This is a genomic window from Brevundimonas sp. (assembly GCF_029945885.1).
Classification (GTDB): Bacteria; Pseudomonadota; Alphaproteobacteria; order Caulobacterales; family Caulobacteraceae; genus Brevundimonas.
Window position 1 is genome coordinate 210,706 of sequence record NZ_JAQSDK010000013.1, and the last position, 18,866, is coordinate 229,571.

Here is an 18,866-nt window from a genome sequence, read left to right on the forward strand (position 1 = left end):
TCTCAGGTCGGGGCGGATGCCGTGGCAGCCATACAGTCGATCCAGGCGAGGGCACGGGTGACGCCGCCGAGGGCAAACCAGGCGGATGTCGGTCCGCCCTGTGACTGGTAGGTCCAGCGCAGGGTGTTGGCGCGCATCGCTCCGCGCACCATGGACTCGACGTTGTCGGTCCCGGTGACATGCCATTCGTTGGCGACATTGCCCCGACGCTCGACCGTGTCGGTCAGGTCGAGACGGTGTCGGCCAAAGGCGACCGACATGGGCAGGGCATCATCGGTCGGTGACGGGATCACGGCGGTGAGGACCACATCATAGGGTGCGCCGGGCGTGGGGCGGGCGATGCGAAGCTGCTGGGTAAAGGCAGCGTCGCCGGTGGCATCGGGCAGGGCCAGGACGGCGGAGCAATAGCCATCAGGACGGCAGGCCCCCAGGGTATTCTGAAAATAGGCACGGGTCTCGCCGTACACGGTGTGGGTCGTGGCCCCGCATTGCTGGGCGGCAGAGGCGGCACCGGCCCAGGCCACAAGAGCGGTGGCCAGGATGGTGGTGCGGATCATCGACATCGGGGGCGGCCCTCCCAAGCCGTGGGAGAGACCCGATCACCTGAGCCGTGCCCTGTCAATCGAACGGGACCTGACGGCCCCGGTCTCGGTTCCGGTCGGCTGAGCCGCCGGGAATTCTTGAAAACGGAGAGACCATGAAAGAGACCAAACAGGCCCCGGCGACGCCGGAGGCGCGCGCCGCCATGCACGAGATGATGGCGGCGTTCGAGGCGTTCAAAGGGGCCAATGACGCCCGGCTGGACGAGATCGAGCGGAAGGCGGCGGCGGACCCCCTGCTGGAGGCGAAGGTGGCGCGGATCGACCAGGCGGTGGCCAGCGCCCAGGCGCGGCTGGACCGGGTGGTCAGTGAGGCGCGGCGTCCGGTGATCGGGGGTGAGGGAACCAGCCCCTCCACCGCTTCGCGGTCCCCCTCCCCATTTCATGGGGAGGAGACGAAAGCGGCGTTCGACGGCTATCTGAAGACGGGCAGTATCGGTGGGCTGGAGCTGAAGACGGGCCTGTCCACGGCGGCGGACTCGGGGGGCTATGTGGTGCCGCCGGAGACCGAGCGGGCGATCGACCGGCGGCTGATGGCGGGCAGTCCGATGCGCGAGATCGCCACGGTGCGGACCATCGGGGCGGGGGTGTTTCGCAAGCCGGTGTCGACGGCGGGCGTGACGGCCGGCTGGGTCGCCGAGACCGCGCCGCGGCCGGAGACGGATCCGGCGACCCTGGCCCTGCTGGAGTTCCCGGCGGCCGATCTCTATGCCTCGCCGGCGGCGACCCAGAGCCTGCTGGACGACGCCATGATCAATCTGGACGAGTGGCTGGCGGCCGAGGTCGAGGATGCCTTCGCGGCCCAGGAGACCACGGCCTTCGTCAGCGGTGACGGGATCAACAAGCCGAAGGGGTTCCTCAGCTACGACATCGTCGCCGAGGCGGGCCATGGCTGGGGCGAAATCGGCTATGTCGCCTCGGGCGCGGCGGGGGCGTTCGCGGCCAGCAATCCGGCGGACCGGCTGATCGACCTGGTCTATGCGCCGAAGGCCCGCTACCGGCCGAACGGGCGGTTCGTAATGAACCGGCGGACGGTCTCGACCGTGCGCAAATTCAAGGACGCCGACGGCAACTATATCTGGCAGCCGGCGGCGCGGGCGGGGGAGACGGCCTCGCTGCTGGGCTATCCGGTGACCGAGATCGAGACCATGCCGGACATCGCCGCCGACAGCGCCGCCATCGCCTTCGGCGACTTCCAGCGCGGCTATCTGATCGTCGACCGGGCCGGGGTGAGGGTGCTGAGGGACCCGTATTCGGCCAAGCCCTATGTGCTGTTCTACACGACCAAGCGGGTCGGCGGCGGGGTGCAGAATTTCGACGCCATCAAGGTGATGAAGTTCGCGGTGAGCTAGGCGCTCACCGAGGGCTTGGCGGGTAGGGCTTAGGGTTTAGGGAGGCAGGGCAGGGGAAACTCAAAGCCCTACGCCCTAAGCCCCAAGCCCTCTTTTCTTCCAGAATCGAGGTTCCAGATGGGCGTTCCGGTGAGCCTCACCGAGGCGAAACTGTTCCTGCGCGTCGACCATGACGCCGAAAACGGGCTGATCCAGACCCTGATCGACGCGGCCCAGGCGCGGGTCGAGGGGGAGGTCGGGGCGACGCTGGACGACGCCTCGGCGGCCCCGTTGCGGCTGGCGGTGCTGATGCTGGCGCTGCGGGCCTATGAGCGGGGCGAGCGCGACATGCCGATCGCCCCTGTATCGGCCTGGATCGCCCCCTATCGCGGGGCGCGGCTGTGAGCGGGCGGCGGCTGGCCGAGCTGTTGACGGCGACGGAGACGCAGACGCCGCAGGGCGGGCAGGCGGTGAGTTACGAACCCCTGGGCTGGGTGTGGATCCGGCCCGGCACCCGGCGACGGCGCGAGCGGACCGAGGCCGGGGTGATGCGGACGATCGAGATGATGCGGGTCGAGACCCGGGCCGACCCGCGCCTGGTCGCGGGCCGGGTGCTGCGGTTCGACGGCGATGACTGGACGGTGGTTGCGGTCGACACCGATCCGGCGCGGCCGGGGCGGGTGCATCCGGATGTGGAGCGACGGCCATGAGCGACCACGAGAGCGCGCTGCAGGCGGCGCTGATCGCTTTTTTGACGGCGGAACCGTCCCTGTCGGCCCTGCTGGACGGGCGGGTGTGGGACGCGCCACCGCGGGATGCCGGCTATCCGCAGCTGCTGATCGGCCGCAGCGCCAGCCGTCCGGTGGCGGCCGAGGGCTGTGGCGTCGAGCACCGGCTGTCGCTGACCGTGGCCTCCCGCTTTCACGGCACCGAGGAGGTGCGGGCCATTGTGGCGGCGGTGCGGGCGCGGCTGGAGGGGGCGGCACTGCAGGCGGACGGGGTGCGCACAGTGTCGCTGGGCGTGACCCTGGCCGATGTGTTCCGCGGCGCGGACGGGGCCCGGACCTGGGCGGTGATCCGGGTGCGGGCGGTGACCGAAGCCATCGACGGCTGAGGCGATGACAGGGAAGGGATGAGGGACATGGCCGCACAGCGCGGGAAGGACATCTTGCTGAAGATCGAGGACGGACCGGGGGTGTTCGTCACCGTCGCCGGACTGAGGGCGCGGACGATCTCGCTGAACGCGCGGACGGTCGATGCGACCGACGGCGACAGCGCCGGATGCTGGCGTGAACTGCTGGCCGGGGCCGGGGTGAAGTCGGCGGCGGTGAGCGGCCAGGGGGTGTTTCGCGACGCCGCCTCGGACGCCCTGATCCGCGAGGCCTTCTTCGCCCAGACGACCCCGGGCTGGCAGTTGATCGTGCCCGATTTCGGCGTGCTGGAGGGGCCGTTCCTGGTGGCGGCGCTGGAATATGCCGGGGAGCACGAGGGCGAGGCCAGTTTCGCCATCAGCCTGGCGAGCGCGGGCGAGATCGGATTTACGGGGCTGTGACCGGGGCCAACGGGGCGCGCGGCGAGGTGTTGGCGATGCTGGCCGGGGCAGAGCGGCGGCTGTGTCTGACGCTGGGGGCTTTGGCCGAAATCGAGACCGGGCTGGGTGTGACCGGGATCGCGGCATTGGGTGAGCGGATGCGGGTGTTGTCAGCAGGCGATCTGGTGATCGTCCTGGCGGCCCTGTTGCGCGGCGGCGGCGAGGAGGGGCTGGCGGACGACCTTGACCGGGCGGCGGTGGATCCCCGGGCGGCGGCGGAGGCGGTGGCCCGGGCCTTCGCGGCCGCCGCATGACGCCCTGGGGCGAGATGCTGCGGGCGGCGGCGCGGGCGGGGGTGACGCCGGCGGCCTTCTGGCGGCTGTCGCTGAAGGAATGGCGGATTCTGACCGAGCGACCGGCGGGGCCGGAGCCGATGGGGCGGGACGGGTTCGAGCGGATGATGGCGGCGTGGCCGGATGAGGCTGGTGAGGGAGCGCACCCCTCCACCGCTTCGCGGTCCCCCTCCCCATCGCTACGCGACAGGGAGGAGACATGATGGGGTCTTTCGAGACGGACGGGCTGGAGGCGGTGCCGGAGCGGGCGGCCGAGGCGGCGGCGGCGCTGGAGGGGCTGCGGGAGCCGGCGGACCGGGCGGCGAGCGCGATCGGTGAGGCCTTTGACCGGGCGGGTGAGGGTCTGGCCCGGTCGCTGGCGCGGGCGGCGGCGGACGGGGAGGTCAGCCTGGCCGAACTGGCGCGGGCGGTGCTGGCGGCGGTCAATTCAGGCCTTGGGGCCGGAGCCGGGGCCGCGACGGGCAGCGGCCTGGGTGCGGCGGTGACGGCGGCGTTGGGCGGGTTGTTCGGCGGCACGCGGGCGGACGGCGGGCCGGTGTCGGCGGGGGCCGCCTATCTGGTCGGGGAGCGCGGGCCGGAGGTGTTCCGGCCCGGTGGCGTGGGAACCATCGAACCCGTGGCGGGACCGGGAGTGACGATCAATGTCCGTGTCGACGGCGGGGCCCCGGCCCTGCTGCGGTCCGAGGCCCAGATCGCCCAGATGCTGGCGCGCGCCGTGGCCCTGGGCGCGCGCCGGTTGTGAGGGCGCATTCTGGTGGCGCTACCGCGCTTTGCGCTGCTTGAGCGCGGACGGGTGGGGCTCAGCCTGCCGCCTTGGGGTTCGATCCGTAGCGGTTCTCGCCGTTGGTGCCGGGGGTCAGTCCGATCCACAGCAGGAAGCCGAGATTGACCAGGCAGATCAGGCCCACCATGCCCAGCGCGGGCGCGAGCAGGGCGAAGATGGCAGCGGGATCCTCGTTCTCCAGCGCGGTCGCATTGGCAATGGCCGAGAAGCCGATCGCGCCGACGCCGACGAACAGGGCGACGAGGGTCACGACCCAAGGAATGGCGACCAGCCAGCCGGACTGACCCATGTCGTGCAGTCGCTTCACGGCGATGGCGAGGTTGGGCCAGATCAGCGCAAGGCCGATCAGACCGCCGAGAATCGGAATCCAACCGGCGACGACGCCTGCTCCGAGCAGGATCAACCAGCCGATCCAGAAATGCTGACGCCGGATGCGGCCCTCAAACGAGAACAGCAGCACCTTCCAGTCGAAGCCGGGAACCTGGGTAGACGTGTCGTGGGTCATGGGTCGCCCTCCTGCGCGATCGCGTGAGAGGCGAGTCTGGACGAACATCGCTTTCTGAACAAGCCGGAAGGAGGGGCGTATGGCCTTTCATGAGGTGAGCCTGCCGGCGCGGCTGGCCTTCGGCTCGACCGGGGGTGTCGAGCGGCGGACCGAGGTGGTGACGCTGGGCTCGGGCTATGAGCGGCGGTCGACGCCCTGGGCCCAGGGGCGGCGGCGCTATCTGATCGGGGCCAACCTGCGCTCGCTGGACGACATGGCGGCCCTGACGGCCTTCTTCGAGGCGCGGCGGGGGCGGCTGTACGGCTTCCGGTTTCGCGACTTCGCCGATTTCAAATCGTGTGCGCCGGGGGCGGAAGTGACGGCGACGGACCAGACCCTGGGAACCGGCGACGGGGTCGCGGCGGTGTTTTCGCTGGGCAAGGCCTATGGCGACCAGGTGCGGGACATCACCAAGCCGGTGGCGGGATCGGTGCGGGTCGCGGTCGCCGGGGTCGCGCTGGACGGGGCGGCGTTCACGGTCGAGGCGACGACCGGGCGGGTGACGCTGGCGGTGCCGCCGGAGCCGGGGGCGGTGGTGACGGCGGGCTTTGTCTTCGACACCCCTGTGCGGTTCGACGCCGACCGGATCGAGGTGACGCTGGAGACGTTCGGCGCGGGGCGGATGGCGGCGGTGCCGCTGATCGAGATCAGGGTCTGAACCATGCGTGACATACCGGATGAAATGGTCGCCCGCATCGAGAGCGGGGCGGCGACCCTGTGCCATGTCTGGCGGTTGATGCGCGCCGACGGGGTGGAGATGGGGTTCACCGATCACGACCGCGACCTGACCGTCGACGGGGTGGTGTGTCGGGCGGCCAGCGGCTGGACGGCGGGAGCGGGCGAGAGCGGCGTCGGGGCGGCGGCCGGGAGTTTCGTCGCCTCGGGCGGCCTGGATGACGATGCTCTGACCGAGGCCGATATCCGCGCCGGCCTCTATGACGGGGCCCGGGTCGACCTGTGGCGGGTCGACTGGACGCAGCCGACCCTGGCAGTGCGGCTGTGGAGCGCGACCCTGACCCGACTGCGGCGCGAAGGGGAGGCCTTTGTCGCCGAGCTGGAGGGACCGCTGGCGGCGCTGGAGCGGGTGGTCGGACGCACCTATGGCCGCGACTGCGATGCGCAGCTGGGCGATAGGCGGTGTCGGGTCGATATGGCGCTCTTTCCCGGCCAGGCCTGCGACAAGCGCTGGGCGACCTGTACCAGGGTGTTCGGCAACGGGCTCAATTTCCAGGGCTTTCCTGACATCCCCGGCGACGACTTCCTGACGGCCCATCCGGCCGGGGGCGGGCGTCATGACGGCGGGAGCCGGCGATGAGGGCGTCGGCGCTGGCGGTGGCGCGTGCCTGGCTGGGGACGCCCTATCGGCATCAGGCGAGCCTGAAGGGTGAGGGGACCGATTGTCTGGGGCTGGTGCGCGGTATCTGGCGCGCCCTGTACGGGACGGAGCCGGAGCCGGCTCCGCCCTACAGCGCCGACTGGGCCGAGGTCGGGGGCGAGGAGACCCTGCTGGCGGCGGCGCGGTGCCGGCTGGTCGAGATCCCGACCGGGCAGGCGGAGCCGGGTGATGTGATGTTGTTCCGCATGAGCGCCGGTGCCCCGGCCAAACACTGTGCGGTGCTGAGCGACACGGCGGGGCCCGAGCCGCGGATGATCCACGCCTACTGGGGCCGGTCGGTGGTCGAGAGCTGGATGGGGCCGTGGTGGCGGCGGCGGCTGGTCGCAGCCTTCACCTGGCCTGATGCGACGGACGGAGCGGGCTGATGGCGCAGGTGGTGCTGGGCGGAATCGGGGCCGCGGTCGGCGGGGGTGTCGGCCAGGCGATCGGGGCGGCCCTGGGCGGAATGGTGGACCGCGGTCTGGTCGCCTCCCTGTCGCCGGCGCGGCAGCGGGGGCCGCGGCTGGAGTCGCTGAAGGTCCAGTCCTCGGCGGAGGGCGCGCCGATGGCCTGTGTGTTCGGACGGGCGCGGGTGACGGGTCAGGTGATCTGGGCGGCGCGGTTCCAGGAACGACGCACCACGTCCTCGGGCGGCAAGGGCGGGCCACGCACGGTCGACTATGACTATTCGCTGAGTTTCGCCGTGGCCCTGTGCGAGGGGCCGATCGACGGGGTCGGCCGGGTCTGGGCCGACGGGCGGCCGATGGACCTTAGCGGGGTGACGATGCGGGTGCACCGGGGCATGGCGGACCAGACCCCGGACCCGCTGATCGAGGCGGTCGAGGGATCGGCCCCGGCCTGTCGCGGCACGGCCTATGTCGTGTTCGAGGACCTGCCGTTGACGCCGTATGGTGACCGGCCGCCGCAACTGGCTTTCGAGGTGTTCCGGCGGGCGCGGGGGACTCAGGCGCGGCTGGAGGACCGGCTGGAAGGCGTGTGTCTGATCCCCGGGGCCGGGGAGTTCGTGCTGGCTACAGAGAGAGTGCTGCGCCGCGAGGGGCTGACCCGGACGGCGGTCGAGAATGTCAGTAATGGCCAGGGGCGTCCCGACCTGGAGGTGTCGCTGGATCAGCTGATGAGCCAGTGCCCGAACCTGAAACGGGTCAGTCTGGTGATCGGCTGGTTCGGGGACGATCTGCGTGCCGGACAGTGCACGATCCGGCCCGGGGTCGAGCGGCGCGACAAGCCGACCGAGCCACTGGACTGGTCGGTGGCGGGGCTGGACCGGGCCGGGGCCCATCTGATCTCGCAATCGGGTGGCGGTCCCGCCTATGGCGGGACGCCGTCCGACGCGACCGTGCGGCAGGCGGTGGCGGCGCTGAAGGCGCGCGGGCTGGCGGTGACCCTGTATCCGTTCGTCTTCATGGACATCCCGACCGACAATGACCGGCCGGATCCCTATGGCGGGGCGCGACAGGCGGCCTATCCCTGGCGCGGGCGGATCCGGGGCGATGACGGTGCCGGGGCGGCGGCACAGGTGGCGAGTCTGTTCGGGGCGGCCGATGGCTGGGGCCTCAGGCGGCTGGCGCTGCACTATGCCGGGCTGGCGGCGGAGACCGGAGCCGACGGCCTGCTGATCGGCTCGGAGATGCGGGGGCTGACCTGGACGCGGGACGCGGACGGCGGGCATCCGGCCGTCGCGGAACTGAGGGCGCTGGCGGCGGAATGCCGGGTTGTGGCGGGACCGGGCGTGGCCCTGTCCTATGCCGCGGACTGGTCGGAGTATTTCGGCCATCACGGCGGCGATGATGTGATCTTCCATCTCGATCCGCTCTGGGCCGACGCCAATATCGATCATGTCGGCATCGACTGGTACCCGCCGCTGGGGGACTGGCGCGAGGGCGACGGGGGACGGGACGCGGCTGTCCATGACGGGCCGGCGGACCCGGCCTATCTGGCCGCGCAGATGGCCGGGGGCGAAGGATTCGACTGGTTCTATGCCGATGCGGCGGACCGGGCGGCGCAGACACGCACGCCGATCATCGATGCGACCCATGGCGAGGACTGGGTGTTCCGGCCCAAGGACCTGGCGGGCTGGTGGTCGAATTCTCACCATGACCGCCCGGGCGGAGTGCGGGCAGTCACGCCGACGGCCTGGGTGCCCGGGCTGAAGCCGGTCCGCCTGACCGAGTTCGGCTGCGCGGCGGTGGATCGCGGCGGCAATGCACCGAACCTGTTCCAGGACCCCAAGAGTGCCGAGAGCCGCCTGCCGCCGGCTTCGACCGGCGGACGCGACGACGCGATGCAGCGGCGGGCGCTGGAGGCGGTGCTGACCCATTTCGACAATCCCGCCCACAATCCGGTGTCGGCCGTCTATGGCGGGCCCATGCTGGAGGGGGCCGAGGCCTGGTGCTGGGACGCACGGCCCTGGCCCGAATTCCCGGCCCGGGTCGAGCGCTGGGCCGACGCTACGGCCTGGCGCGCCGGCCATTGGTTGAATGGACGGATGGTCGGGGAGACCGGTGACCTGCTGGCGGCCATTCTGGAGCGCGGCGGACTATCCGCGGACGATGTCGTGATCGCTCCGGTGACGGCGACGGTGGCGGGTTATGTCATCGACCGACCGATGCGAACGCGGGATGCGCTGGAGCCCCTTCTGGCCGGACTGAACCTGATCCTGGCCGAACGCGCGGGGCGGATCGCGATCCAGGGGGCACCGGAGAGCACCGTGTCGCTGGACCCGGCGGATCTGGCGCTGGGCGAGGACGGGCCAGGCTGGAGCGCCCGCCGGAATCTGGAGCCGCGGCCGGGCTTGGCCCGGGTCCGGTTTATCGATGCCGACGGCGACTATCAAACGGGATCGGTGGCCGTGCGGTCGGCGGGCGACGGTGGGGCGGTCGATCTGGACCTGCCGGCTGTGTGCGGCGCGGGCCTGGCGCGGTCGACGGCCGGACGGCTGATCGACGGGGAGGAAGGCGAAACCCTGACGCTGTGGCCGGGGCCGCGGGATGCGCTACGTCTGGAACCGGGCGACGGAATCCGTCTGGCAGGCCTGCCGGACCTTTGGCGGGTCATCCGGGTGTCGCTGGACGAACGACCGACCGTGGAGGCGGAGCGGTACCGGACACCGGACGGGGGCATCGGGGACGGGGACGCCGCTGTACGAACCGGCGATGCGGCTGTGGTGGTCGGGGCCCCGCTGTTGCAGTTGCTGGACCTGCCGGCCCTGCCGGGGCGGGAGGTCGACGGTCGGCCGGTGGCCGTCCTGGCGGCCGAACCCTGGCGACCGATGGCCGTGCACGTGGGGTCGTCGCCGGAGGCGCTGACGCAGCGAGCGGTGATTGACCGGCCGGCCACGGTCGGGGGTCTGGTCGAGGACCTCGGACCCGGCGTTCGCTATCGCTGGGACACGGTCAATACGCTGACGGTCAGGATCGAGGGCCGGCCTCCGGTCAGCCAGGCGGCGGTGGCGGTTCTGGGGGGCGGCAATCTGGTCGCGGTCGGGACAGTGGCGGGATGGGAGCTGATCCAGTTCCGGACCGCCACCCTGGTCGGCGACGGTGTCTGGCGGCTTGAGGGCCTGTTGCGGGGGCAACAGGGCTCGGAGGGGGCCATGGGTGCCGGTGCAGGGAGCGGGGCGCGGGTGGTGTTTCTCGAGCCCGCGCCGGGTCGGGTGGAGATCGGGCCGGCGGAGCGCGGACTGTCGCTGCTGTGCCGGGCCGGACCGGTGGGGATGCCGCCGGGCGGCACCGGGTTCAGCAGCGTGGACTTTACCTTCGAGGGGCTGGGCGATCGTCCCTGGAGTCCGGCGCATCTGCGGGTGGGACCGGATGGTGAGGGCGGGTTCCGGATCGGCTGGATTCCCAGGGTAAGGGTGCACGGAGACCGTTGGGACGGCGACCCGGTGCCGGTCGACGCGACACGGTTCCGGCTGCGGGTGCTGCAGGGCGGCAGCGAGCGGCGGGTGATCGTGACGGAGGCGACTGGGGTGATCTATCCGGCTTCGGCGCTGGCTGAAGATTTTCCGGGCGGCCCCGGGGCCGGGGCCGAGGTCGTCGTATGCCAGTGGAATCCGGCCTTCGGCTGGGGCGCGGAAGCCGCCGTTTCGATCCCGGGGCCGTGACGGAGTTGCATCGCCCCTTTGCGTGGCCCGGTGCATGGCTTAACTGACGCTCTGGCACTGGATGGAGCGAAGAGCGAACGTGGCTGGCGATCCTTACAAGGAACTGGGCGTTTCCAAGGGCGCGAGCGCGGACGAAATCAAGAAGGCGTTCCGCAAGCTCGCCAAGGAACTCCATCCCGACAAAAATCCGGGCAATACGACCGCCGATGAGCGGTTCAAACGCATCACAGCGGCCTTTGACCTGCTGGGCGACGCCGAGAAGCGGGCCAAATACGACCGCGGCGAGATCGATGCCGACGGCCGCGAGCAGTTTCGTGGCGGCGGCGGCCGCGGCGGTGGATTCAGTCCGGGCGGAGCGGCCGGGCCGGGCGGCGCGCGGGCAGGGTTCGAGAATATCGATCTGGATGATCTGTTCGGCATGTTCGGGGGCGGGGCCCCCGGTGGAGGCCGGGCCGGTGGGCGAGGCTTCCAGACTCGCGGCCAGGATGTGCGGGCGACGCTGGAAATCAGCCTCGAGGACTCGATCGCCGGGGCGACCCGTCGCATCCAGTTTTCGGACGGACGGACACTGGATGTCACCATTCCCAAGGGCGCGGCCGACGGTCAGGTGATCCGTCTGCGGGGACAGGGATCTCCGGGACGGGGCGGCGAGGCCGGTGACGCCCTGATCGAGCTGAAGATCGCCCCCCATCCGCTGTACAGCCGCGACGGCGCGGACCTGACCATGGACCTGCCAGTGTCGGTGCCGGATGCGGTGCTGGGTGGCAAGATCCCGGTCCGGACCCCGGAAGGGACCGTCAGCATGACCATTCCCAAGGACTCGAACTCGGGACAGGTGCTGCGGCTGAAGGGGCGAGGGGCCTTCGCCGCCGGCAAGCGCGGCGATCTTCTGGCCCGGTTGATCGTGACCCTGCCGGAGCAGCCGGACGAGGCCCTGGTCAAATTCGCTACCGACTGGCGCAACAAGCGTCCTTACCGGCCGGGAAAATAGGCTGATGAACCGTCCCGACGTCAAACCCGAGCGGCCCTGGTTTTCGGCCGGCCCCACGGCCAAGCGTCCGGGCTGGTCGTCGCAGGCCCTGCCCCATGACCTTCTGGGGCGCGGCATTCGCGCGCCCGAGGTGGTGGCGCGCTTCGCCCACGGCCTGGCGTTGACGCGCCAGGTGCTGGAGGTCCCGGAGGACTGGGTGCTGGTCTATACGCCGGGCTCGGACACCGGCGCGGTCGAGGCCGTGCTCTGGTCGATGCTGGGGCAGCGGCCGGTGCAAGTGCTGGCATTCGAGAATTTCGGCCAGCAGTGGGCGATCGATGTGCGCGATCACCTGAAGCTGGAGCCCGAGGTGCTGTCGGCCCCGTGGGGTGAGCTGCCGGACCTGTCGCGCGTCGATCCGGCCAGCGATCTGGTGTTTCCGTGGAACGGCACGACCTCGGGCGTGAAGATGCCGAATGCGGACTTCATCGCTGCGGATCGCGAGGGGCTGGCCATCTGTGATGCGACCTCGGCGGCCTTCGCCATGGCCATGCCGTGGGCGCGGCTGGATGTCGTGACCTTCTCGTTCCAGAAGGCGTTGGGCGGGGAGGCCGGAATCGGCGTGGTCGCCATGTCGCCCCGGGCCGTGGCGCGACTGGACAGCTATGAGCCGCCGCGTGCCGTGCCCAAGGTGTTGCGGCTGCGCAATGGCAAGGGCTTCGATCGCGCCCTGGCGTCCGGGTCGATGATCAACACCTTTTCTGTCTGGACCCTCGAGGACTGGATCGACGGCCTGGAGTGGGCTCGGGCGATCGGCGGGCTGGACGCCCTGATCGTCCGGACGGAGGCCAATGCCGCGGCCCTGGGGACCTGGGTCGAGCGGACGGACTGGATCGACTTCCTCGCCGCCGACCCGGCGAGCCGGTCGACCACCTCGGTCTGTCTGAAGATTGTCGACGTCCGGGTCACGGCGCTGGATGAGGCGGGGCGGCAGGCCTTCGTCAAACGGATGAAGGCCTTGCTGGAGGCGGAGGGGGCGGCGTTTGACGTCGAGTCCCACCGCAATGCCCCGGCGGGCCTGCGAATCTGGTGTGGCTGCACCGTCGAAACAGCCGATGTCGTGGCCGCCACACCGTGGCTGGACTGGGCCTTTGCCTGCGCCGTCGCCGAATTGAGTCGATGAGAATTCGTCCAATGGGACGACACCCGGCGATTCCCCGGCTATAGGCTGCGCCCGCATTCCCCAAACCCGGGCAGCGGAGAACGATCTTGGCAAATGTCGCAGTAGTCGGTGCCCAGTGGGGTGACGAGGGCAAGGGCAAGATCGTTGATTGGCTGTCCAATCGCGCCGACGTGGTGGTGCGGTTCCAGGGCGGCCACAACGCCGGCCATACGCTGGTCGTCGGCGACATCACCTACAAATTGAGCCTGCTGCCGTCGGGCGTGGTGCAGGGCAAGCCCTCGGTCATCGGTAACGGCGTGGTCGTCGACCCGTGGGCCCTGATCGACGAGATCGGCCGGCTGGAGGCCCAGGGCGTCAGGATCACGCCCGACCTGCTGACCCTGGCCGACAATGCCTGTCTGATCCTGCCGCTGCACCGCGACCTGGACCAGGCGCGCGAGGCCCAGGCCGGAAAGACCAAGATCGGCACCACCGGTCGGGGTATCGGCCCCGCCTATGAGGACAAGGCCGGACGGCGCGCCATCCGGGTCGGTGACCTGTCCGACCCCGAGGCGCTGGACGCCAAGATCGAGCGGCTGCTGGCCCACCACAATGCCCTGCGCAAGGGGCTGGACCTGGCCGAGGTCGATGTGGCCGGGCTGAAGGCCGCCCTGCTGGAGATCGCGCCGAAGGTCCTGCCCTTCGCCAGCCAGCCGGTGTGGCGGATGCTGGACCGGGCCTATCGTGACGGCAAACGCATCCTGTTCGAGGGGGCCCAGGGTTCGCTGCTGGACGTCGACCACGGCACCTATCCCTATGTGACCTCGTCCAACACCGTGGCCGGGCAGGCGGCGGCCGGCTCGGGCCTGGGCCCGCGGTCGGTCGGCTATGTGCTGGGCATCGTGAAGGCCTATACGACCCGGGTCGGTGAGGGGCCGTTCCCGACCGAACTGTTCGACGCCGACGGCGGGCGGATCGCCGAACGCGGACGCGAGTTCGGTACGGTCACAGGCCGGCCGCGGCGCTGCGGCTGGTTCGACGCGGTGCTGGTGCGGCAGTCGATCGCCATCAACGGCATCCACGGCATCGCCCTGACCAAGCTGGACGTGCTGGACGGGTTTGACGAGCTGAAAATCTGCACCGGCTATCGCATCGGCGACCGGGTGCTGGACTATCTGCCGGCGGGTATGAAGGATCAGGCGGCGGCCGAGCCGATCTATGAGTCGATCGAGGGCTGGTCCGAGAGCACCCAGGGCGCGCGGTCGTGGAAGGACCTGCCGGCCAATGCGATCAAATATGTGCGGCGGATCGAGGAGTTGATCGCGGCCCCGGTGGCGCTGCTGTCGACCAGTCCCGAGCGGGACGACACCATCCTGATGCACGATCCCTTCCAGGGCTAGGCGCGTATTCAACACGTCTTAACCGGCGTCTGATATCCGGAATCCTCTTCTGGAGAGCGTTTCGTGTTCGCACCTGATTCCCGCATGCTGGCCCGCCTTGAGCCGACCGTCAGGCGTGCCCTGATCGTCGAGCCCAACCTGCATTCCGCCCGGTTGCTGGTCGATATCATCAAGGGGCTGGGTGCCCGCGATATTCGGGTCGAGCAGACCGGTGCCAAGGCCATGGCCATGGCACGCGAACTTGAGCCGGGACTCATTTTCACCGAACGGGGCGGCGTCGACCTCGACGGCGAGGAGTTCGTGCGTCAGTTGCGGCGATCGCATCTGGGCTGCCGGAGCGCGCCGATCATCATGGTGACGGCCGACGCCACCGCGAATACGATCAAGGGTGCGCGCGACGTGGGGGTTCACGAATTCCTGCGCAAGCCGTTCACCAGCGCCGACCTGTTCAAGCGGATCGAGAACGTGGCCCTGAAGCCGCGCGACTGGATCGAGGGCATCGGCTATGTCGGCCCGGACCGGCGGCGGTTCAACTCGGGTGAATATGCCGGTCCGCAGAAACGCAAGAACGACCGGCCGACCGGAGCCGTTGCCGTCGCAGCGGCCGTCAAGGACCAGGCCCTGCGCATTCTGGCGGCCGTGCTGGACCAGTTCGCAAACGATCCGGTCCAGGCCGTGCGGGCCGCGCGGCAGCAGGCGGTGACGCTGAAACAACTGGCGATGAAATCGTCTGACGCCCGGATGGCGGTGGCAGTCTCCGCCCTTGAGGTGGCGCTGTCAGCGACCGCGCCAACCAAGGCGAGCCTGACCGGCCCCATCGGCGGCCTTCTGGCCCTGGCCGATCCGGCCAAGGCGCTGAAGGCCGGCTGAGGCCGGCCCTGACTCAGGCGTCGACGAGGTTGCGCTCTTCCGCCGCCGCCCGCATTGCCTTCTGAAGCTTCTCGAAGGCGCGCACCTCGATCTGGCGCACGCGTTCGCGGCTGACGCCGTACTGGCCGGCCAGCTGCTCGAGCGTCACCGGATCGTCCTTGAGACGACGCTCGGTCAGGATGTGTTTCTCGCGGTCGGTCAGCTCTTCCATGGCTTCCTGGAGCAGGCCCATGCGCAGGGATTTCTCCTCGCTCTCGGCCAGGGCAGTCTCCTGGGACACGGCCGTGTCGTCGGCCAGCCAGTCCTGCCATTCGCTTTCCCCGTCCGAGCGCAACGGGGCGTTCAGCGAAGCGTCGCCGTTGAGGCGACGGTTCATGTTGGTGACCTCTTCCTCGGACACGCCCAGCTTGGTGGCGATGGCGGAGAGGTGTTCGGGATGCAGGTCCCCTTCCTCGAAGGCGGAGATCTGACTCTTGGCCTTGCGCAGGTTGAAGAACAGCTTCTTCTGGGCGGCGGTGGTGCCCATCTTCACGAGCGACCAGCTGCGCAGGATATATTCCTGGATCGAGGCGCGGATCCACCACATGGCGTAGGTGGCCAGGCGGAAGCCCTTGTCCGGATCGAATTTCTTGACCGCCTGCATCAGGCCGACATTGCCCTCGGAGATGACTTCACCGATCGGCAGGCCGTAGCCGCGATAGCCCATGGCGATCTTGGCCACGAGGCGAAGGTGCGAGGTGACGAGGCGGTGGGCGCTCTCGGAATCCTGGTGCTCGCTCCAGCGCTTGGCCAGCATGAATTCCTCATCCTTGGTCAGCATGGGGAATTTGCGGATTTCGGTCAGGTATCGCGACAGTCCCTGTTCAGGCGACATCACCGCGAGAGATTTAACAGCAGCCATATTCGTGGTCCCTCCGACCCAGATACGAGCGGGCCCTTCGGTTCCGGCCACCTTGCGTGCACCGGTTCCTCACCCCTCAACGAAACAAGTAGCGACGGGTTTCCGCCATTGTTAGGGGCAGATCGTCACAGGCGCTTGCGAGCGTGGCTGTGGCGCCACGGGTTCGTCTGTGGGCACGTATACTGAAGGGTGGGTCTTTTTTCAAGACTTACGTGGCGGCCTGACCCGGTCGGGCACCAGGCCGTTAAAGGGCCGCCAGTGCGACTTCCAGCACGCGCATGTCCTCCGGCGGTTCGGTCTCGAAGCGGAGCGCTTCCCCCGTCACGGGATGGACGAATCCCAGAACCGCCGCGTGCAGCGCCTGCCGTGCCAGGCCGGCCTCGGCGATCAGGGTCCGCACGACAGCGGCCGGGCTGCCCGAGCCATAGACAGGATCGCCCAGCAGGGGCGAGCCCTTCGACGCCAGATGCACGCGGATCTGGTGGGTGCGTCCGGTGTGCAGGGTACAGGCGACGCGGGCGGCGAGGGGCGCGGCCCCGGCCTTGGCCGGGACGCCGAACCGGGCCTGGACCCGGTAGTCGGTGATGGCTTCACGCCCGCCGCTCTTGAGCACAGCCATCTTCTTGCGGTCGGCCGAGGAACGGCCGATGCGGGTCTCGATCCGCCCCCATTCGGGCGACGGGGCTCCGCGGGTCAGGGCGATATAGGTGCGTTCGATGTCATGGGCCGCAAACAGGGCCGACAGGCCGGCGTGGGCGCGGTCGGTCTTGGCCGCGACCATGACGCCCGAGGTGTCCTTGTCGAGCCGGTGGACGATGCCCGGACGGGCCACGCCGCCGATGCCGGACAGGGAGGCCCCGCAATGGGCCAGAAGGGCATTGACCAGGGTGCCGGTCTCGCAGCCCGGGGCCGGATGGGCAGCCATGCCGGCCGGCTTGTCGATGACGATCAGTTCGGCGTCCTCGTACAGGACGGTCAGGGGTATGGCCTCGGGCCGGGGCTCGGCGGCGATCACGGCCGGCGGCGTGATCCGGTACAGGCCGGTGCGGGCCTTGGCCGAGCCGTCACGCACGACCTCCCCGTCGAACGACACCTCGCCCTGGGCCATCAGGGCCTGAAGGCGCGCGCGCGACATGCCGGGCAGGGCGGCGGCCAGGGCCTTGTCCAGCCGTTCGTTCGGGGCGTCGACATGGGCTTCCAGCGCCTCGGGCCGGTCGTCATCTTCGGACAGGAGGGGTTCGTCGGACACGGGGCGCTCCGCCGCGGGCGCGCGGTCGCCGCCTGTCTAGCATGGGGCTGCGGGGCCGCGCCAACGGCCCGAACTTGGCCGTGGGAGTCGCATGCCATAGGGTGGTCGTCTCTCGGGGGAGAACGAACCATGCGTAAATTGATCATTCTGGCCGCAGCGACGGCGTCCGTCCTGACGTTGGGCAGCTGTGCCACCATGAGCGAGGATCAGTGTCTGGCCGGGGCCTGGGGTCAGCAGGGTTATGCCGACGGCCGGTCGGGCCAACCCGCCAGCCGCCTCGACGATCACACCAGCGCCTGCGCCAAATACGGGGTCATCCCCGATGCCCGCAGCTATTATTCGGCCCGCGAGGACGGACTTCGCGACTACTGCACCCCGTCGCGCGGCTTTCAGGCCGGACGCGAGGGCAGCAGCTACGCCAATGTCTGCCCGCCGCAGCTGGAGATGGACTTCCTGCCGGCCTATCGCGACGGCCAGATGGTCTATGCGGCCGAACAGGCCCTGTCGTCAGCCCGCTCCAGCGTGTCGAGCCTGGGCTCGCGGGCCGAGGATCTGGATGAGAAGATCCGCGCCAAACGGTCCGAGATGCGGGCCAGTGGCCTGACCGACGAACAGCGCGAGCAGATCCGCGACCGTATCGGCGAGATCCGGCGCGAGCGCGAGGGCGTGCTGCGCGACTGGCGTCGGGCCCAGGATGAGGTCATCGATGCCGAACGGCGCCTGCGCGAGGTCCAGTATCAGTTGGGCAATCGCTACGGGCGCTGGTAGGGCGGACGGCGGCGGTCACGACCGCCGCCTGATCGCTCAGGAGGCGGCGCGCAGGACCCGGCCGAAATGCGGGTCGAGATCGCCCTTGGCATAGCGGCGGGCCATTTCGGCTGTGGATTTGGGCCGGATCTGCGAGGCCTGGCCTTCGCAGCCGAACTGCACGAACCGCTCCTGGCACAGTTTGCGCATCGCCTCCTTGGCGGGCTTCAGATAGGCGCGCGGATCGAACTCGCCGGGCTTCTCGGCCAGAATTTTGCGGATCGCGCCGGTCATGGCCATGCGGTTGTCCGTATCGATGTTGATCTTGCGCACGCCGTGTTTGATGCCGCGCTGGATCTCCTCGACCGGCACGCCCCAGGTCTGGGGCATCTTGCCGCCGTACTCGTTGATGATGTCCTGCAGGTCCTGCGGCACCGAGGACGAGCCGTGCATGACCAGATGGGTGTCGGGCAGGCGGCGATGGATCTCCTCGATCACATTCATGGCCAGCACCTCACCGTCCGGCTTGCGGCTGAATTTGTAGGCCCCGTGGCTGGTGCCCATGGCGATGGCCAGGGCGTCGACCTTCGTCTGTTCGACGAAATCGACCGCCTGGTCGGGATCGGTCAGCAGGGCGGAGTGATCCAGCTTGCCCTCGAAGCCGTGGCCATCCTCGGCCTCGCCCATGCCGGTTTCCAGCGAGCCCAGCACGCCCAGCTCCCCCTCGACCGAGACGCCGCAGCTGTGGGCCATCTGGACCACGCGGCGGGTCACGTCGACATTGTATTCGTAGCTGGCCGGGGTCTTGGCATCTTCCTCCAGCGAGCCGTCCATCATCACCGAGGTGAAGCCGTACTGGATGGCGGTGGCGCAGGTGGCCGGGCCGTTGCCGTGGTCCTGGTGCATGCAGACCGGGATGTGCGGATA

The 18,866-nt window shown here is 69.8% G+C and carries 22 protein-coding genes; 17 read left to right on the forward strand and 5 right to left on the reverse strand.

The window, feature by feature from the left end:
• Positions 1-2 precede the first annotated feature (2 nt).
• The gene (locus PSV00_RS07625; protein ID WP_300445917.1) at positions 3-563 is read right to left on the reverse strand and encodes a hypothetical protein; all 561 of its coding nucleotides are present in this window, start codon (positions 561-563) and stop codon (positions 3-5) included.
• Between the two features lie 134 nt (positions 564-697).
• Here PSV00_RS07625 and PSV00_RS07630 point away from each other — a divergent pair, with 134 nt between their 5' ends.
• The 8 genes from PSV00_RS07630 (at position 698) to PSV00_RS07665 (ending at position 4,556) form a co-directional block, all read left to right on the forward strand.
• Positions 698-1,951 (forward strand): phage major capsid protein, encoded by a 1,254-nt coding sequence (locus tag PSV00_RS07630; RefSeq protein ID WP_300445918.1) that lies wholly within the window; start codon positions 698-700, stop codon positions 1,949-1,951.
• A gap of 117 nt (positions 1,952-2,068) precedes the next feature.
• The gene (locus PSV00_RS07635) at positions 2,069-2,335 is read left to right on the forward strand and encodes a head-tail connector protein (protein WP_300445919.1); all 267 of its coding nucleotides are present in this window, start codon (positions 2,069-2,071) and stop codon (positions 2,333-2,335) included.
• Complete coding sequence (locus PSV00_RS07640) at positions 2,332-2,640, forward strand: head-tail adaptor protein (RefSeq protein ID WP_300445920.1); 309 nt, start codon at positions 2,332-2,334, stop codon at positions 2,638-2,640. The genes PSV00_RS07635 and PSV00_RS07640 overlap by 4 nt, the downstream gene beginning before the upstream one ends.
• Positions 2,637-3,044, forward strand: a complete 408-nt coding sequence (locus PSV00_RS07645; protein ID WP_300445921.1) for a DUF3168 domain-containing protein — start codon at positions 2,637-2,639, stop codon at positions 3,042-3,044. The genes PSV00_RS07640 and PSV00_RS07645 overlap by 4 nt, the downstream gene beginning before the upstream one ends.
• Positions 3,045-3,071: 27 nt before the next feature.
• Entirely contained in the window at positions 3,072-3,482 is a 411-nt protein-coding gene (locus PSV00_RS07650) for a phage major tail protein, TP901-1 family (protein ID WP_300445922.1), read from the forward strand.
• Positions 3,479-3,775: a GTA-gp10 family protein gene (locus PSV00_RS07655; RefSeq protein ID WP_300445923.1), complete on the forward strand. Its 297-nt coding sequence runs from the start codon at positions 3,479-3,481 to the stop codon at positions 3,773-3,775. The genes PSV00_RS07650 and PSV00_RS07655 overlap by 4 nt, the downstream gene beginning before the upstream one ends.
• A gap of 14 nt (positions 3,776-3,789) precedes the next feature.
• Entirely contained in the window at positions 3,790-4,017 is a 228-nt protein-coding gene (locus PSV00_RS07660; protein WP_366944640.1) for a phage tail assembly chaperone, read from the forward strand.
• Positions 4,017-4,556: a phage tail tape measure protein gene (locus PSV00_RS07665; protein WP_300445945.1), complete on the forward strand. Its 540-nt coding sequence runs from the start codon at positions 4,017-4,019 to the stop codon at positions 4,554-4,556. Before PSV00_RS07660 ends, PSV00_RS07665 begins: the two co-directional genes overlap by 1 nt.
• 58 nt (positions 4,557-4,614) lie before the next feature.
• On the opposite strand, the gene PSV00_RS07670 is transcribed toward PSV00_RS07665, so the two are convergent.
• Positions 4,615-5,103, reverse strand: coding sequence for a DUF805 domain-containing protein (locus tag PSV00_RS07670; RefSeq protein ID WP_300445924.1), 489 nt, complete (start codon positions 5,101-5,103; stop codon positions 4,615-4,617).
• A gap of 79 nt (positions 5,104-5,182) precedes the next feature.
• Here PSV00_RS07670 and PSV00_RS07675 point away from each other — a divergent pair, with 79 nt between their 5' ends.
• The 8 genes from PSV00_RS07675 (at position 5,183) to PSV00_RS07710 (ending at position 15,042) form a co-directional block, all read left to right on the forward strand.
• Positions 5,183-5,800, forward strand: a complete 618-nt coding sequence (locus PSV00_RS07675) for a DUF2460 domain-containing protein (RefSeq protein WP_300445925.1) — start codon at positions 5,183-5,185, stop codon at positions 5,798-5,800.
• Between the two features lie 3 nt (positions 5,801-5,803).
• Positions 5,804-6,457 (forward strand): DUF2163 domain-containing protein, encoded by a 654-nt coding sequence (locus tag PSV00_RS07680; RefSeq protein WP_300445926.1) that lies wholly within the window; start codon positions 5,804-5,806, stop codon positions 6,455-6,457.
• Positions 6,454-6,903 carry an NlpC/P60 family protein gene (locus PSV00_RS07685; RefSeq protein ID WP_300445927.1) on the forward strand — a complete coding sequence of 150 codons (450 nt, stop codon included), beginning with the start codon at positions 6,454-6,456 and terminating at the stop codon, positions 6,901-6,903. The genes PSV00_RS07680 and PSV00_RS07685 overlap by 4 nt, the downstream gene beginning before the upstream one ends.
• Positions 6,903-10,640, forward strand: coding sequence for a glycoside hydrolase/phage tail family protein (locus PSV00_RS07690; protein ID WP_300445928.1), 3,738 nt, complete (start codon positions 6,903-6,905; stop codon positions 10,638-10,640). Before PSV00_RS07685 ends, PSV00_RS07690 begins: the two co-directional genes overlap by 1 nt.
• Positions 10,641-10,719: 79 nt before the next feature.
• The gene (locus PSV00_RS07695; protein ID WP_300445929.1) at positions 10,720-11,631 is read left to right on the forward strand and encodes a DnaJ C-terminal domain-containing protein; all 912 of its coding nucleotides are present in this window, start codon (positions 10,720-10,722) and stop codon (positions 11,629-11,631) included.
• A gap of 4 nt (positions 11,632-11,635) precedes the next feature.
• On the forward strand, positions 11,636-12,793 hold the full coding sequence (locus PSV00_RS07700) for a phosphoserine transaminase (protein ID WP_300445930.1): 1,158 nt from the start codon (positions 11,636-11,638) through the stop codon (positions 12,791-12,793).
• 86 nt (positions 12,794-12,879) lie between these two features.
• A complete protein-coding gene (locus tag PSV00_RS07705) occupies positions 12,880-14,172 on the forward strand; it encodes an adenylosuccinate synthase (RefSeq protein WP_300445931.1) in 1,293 nt (430 codons plus the stop codon).
• Between the two features lie 63 nt (positions 14,173-14,235).
• Positions 14,236-15,042, forward strand: a complete 807-nt coding sequence (locus PSV00_RS07710; protein ID WP_300445932.1) for a response regulator — start codon at positions 14,236-14,238, stop codon at positions 15,040-15,042.
• Positions 15,043-15,055: 13 nt separating this feature from the next.
• Here PSV00_RS07710 and rpoH read toward each other — a convergent pair whose 3' ends face one another.
• Both rpoH and PSV00_RS07720 read right to left on the reverse strand, forming a co-directional pair.
• Entirely contained in the window at positions 15,056-15,943 is an 888-nt protein-coding gene (gene rpoH, locus PSV00_RS07715; protein WP_300445933.1) for an RNA polymerase sigma factor RpoH, read from the reverse strand.
• 244 nt (positions 15,944-16,187) lie between these two features.
• Positions 16,188-17,174 carry an RluA family pseudouridine synthase gene (locus PSV00_RS07720; protein WP_300445946.1) on the reverse strand — a complete coding sequence of 329 codons (987 nt, stop codon included), beginning with the start codon at positions 17,172-17,174 and terminating at the stop codon, positions 16,188-16,190.
• Positions 17,175-17,321: 147 nt separating this feature from the next.
• Here PSV00_RS07720 and PSV00_RS07725 point away from each other — a divergent pair, with 147 nt between their 5' ends.
• Positions 17,322-17,960 (forward strand): DUF2799 domain-containing protein, encoded by a 639-nt coding sequence (locus tag PSV00_RS07725; RefSeq protein ID WP_300445934.1) that lies wholly within the window; start codon positions 17,322-17,324, stop codon positions 17,958-17,960.
• 36 nt (positions 17,961-17,996) lie between these two features.
• Here the strand turns inward: PSV00_RS07725 and fba are convergent.
• Positions 17,997-18,866, reverse strand: an 870-nt coding sequence (fba, locus tag PSV00_RS07730; protein WP_300445935.1) for a class II fructose-bisphosphate aldolase, incomplete at its 5' end; no start/stop codon positions are given.